The organism is Kitasatospora sp. NPDC007106 (genome assembly GCF_040634455.1).
Classification (GTDB): Bacteria; Actinomycetota; Actinomycetes; order Streptomycetales; family Streptomycetaceae; genus Kitasatospora; species Kitasatospora arboriphila.
Window position 1 is genome coordinate 1 of the sequence record NZ_JBEYFP010001049.1, and the last position, 1,871, is coordinate 1,871.

Annotated in this window: 1 protein-coding gene; it reads right to left on the reverse strand. The window is 74.0% G+C overall.

What is annotated here, in order from left to right:
- Positions 1-1,471 (reverse strand): D-alanyl-D-alanine carboxypeptidase/D-alanyl-D-alanine-endopeptidase (gene dacB, locus ABZ641_RS35595; RefSeq protein WP_359988563.1); only part of this gene is annotated, 1,471 nt, incomplete at its 3' end.
- Positions 1,472-1,871: the final 400 nt, after the last annotated feature.

Below are 1,871 nucleotides of genomic sequence, written 5' to 3' on the forward strand. Positions count from 1 at the left end.
ACGTCCGGATCTCGCCGGAGGGGGTCACCAGGTAGCCCGCGACGGTCTCCGCACCCACGGCGGCCCGCCCGTTCAGGAGGTCGGGTCCGACGTCCGTCCCGGTCTTGGCGAAGACCTTGCCGACGCCCCCGCAGCCGGTGCAGAAGCCGTCCAGCGTGCCGTCCTCGCCGAGGACCGGCAGGGTGTCGCGGAACGCCTCGGCGTCCGGGGTGTGCAGCCAGTACCGGAGCACCTGGTTGACCGCCACGGGGGTGGCCCGGTCGACCGGGTCGCCGCCGCGGCCGTCCGCGAGCTCCACCTGCTCGCTGTCGACCCCCGCGGCCTCCAGGAACGCCCGGAGCACCGGGAACCCGGCATTGCAGTCGGTACTGCCCGCGGTCACCGCCATGAGGCAGATGTCGAGGTTGGCGCCGAGGTTGTGGCTGACCTTGAGCACCAGCCGGGCGTACTGGCTGAAGGGCGGCGACACGTAGGAGGCGACGTCGGAGCCGGGCGCGTACGCGGCGGGCAGGCCGTCCTCGTCGTTGGCGCCGACCGGGTCGGCGGTCACCGTCACGCCGGCCCGGGCAAGCGCCTCGATCAGGGCCGTCCGCCCGAAGGCGGCCGGGTCCACGACCGGGCTCACCCGCAGCACGGGCGCCGCGTCGGCGGCGATCGTGCCGGACAGCGTGATCCGCGTCCCGTCCTCGGACGCCGTCACCTCGATGTCCGTGGTGCCCCCGGCGGCCACCGTGGTGACCTGTGAGACGACCTCGTAGGGCGCGACCTGGGGGCGCCAGGAGAGTTCGGCCGGGCGGCCCGGAGCGGTCGGCGTGGTGAGCAGGTCGATCAGGTTGTCGTTGATGATCAGCGGGGTGGGGGTCGGATCGAGGGCCGGCGTCTCGAACAGCCGCGTGTCGACCACGACGTCGCCGTCCACCCGGCTGATGCCGGACTGCCGGATCTGCCGCGCGATGTCGTCGATTCCCGCGAGCGGGTCCTCGGGGGTGAGGGTCGCGCCGGGCAGGTCGTTGGCGTACGTGTGGTCGATGGAGGTGAAGTCCAGGGTGCCCTCGGGCGTGACCCGGCCGCCGAGCGCCAGGTCGCCCTGCGCCACCAGGACGAGGTCGCCGTGCAGGCCGGCGCCGTCGCGGGTGCCGACGGCGTGGACGGGAGTCGTGAAGCGGTGGTCGCCGCCGAGCGCGTGCCAGGTACCGGAGACGGTGAACAGCTTGGCCACCGAACCGGGGATGAAGAACTTGTCCGACTGGAGCTCGTGCAGCACCCCGCCCTGGGGGTCCTCCTCCAGGACGCCCCACTGGGCGTGCGCGTAGATCGGTTTGTCGAGGATCCGCCCGAGGATGTCCTGCGTGTCCCCTCCGGATCCGCCGCCCGGCGGCCCTCCGCCGGCGATCGTCAGCGCGGCCAGGGCCAGCATGCCGCCGGCGAGTCCGGTTCGTCCTATTCGTCGTACGTGGCGCTTGGTCGCCATTCAGCCCACCAGTTCTGGATGTCCGGTCCGGCGCCGTGGACACACCCGACACGGGCCGCGTCGGGGAGACGGCATCCGGCGCCGCGGTGATCGGCCGTCGTCGAACCGACGGTCGCACGCCCGCTCGGCGGCGGGGCACCCGTGCGCGCCATCCGGGTGCCCGGGGTCGGCATCCGGGTGGCGCCCGTGACCGTGACCGGGAGATGCTCCGCAAGGGCCGGCCGACGCTCCGGACGGCCTCCGGGGAAGCGGCCGCGATCCAGACCGGGATCGCCCTGCACCGCCTCGCGTCCGAGCCCCCGCCGAGGAGGGCGACCGGTCTCCACCGAGCCGGTCCATCGGACGACCGCGCTCCGGGAGCGCGGTCGGGCGGCCAGAAACGAAGAGCGGGGTGGAGGGG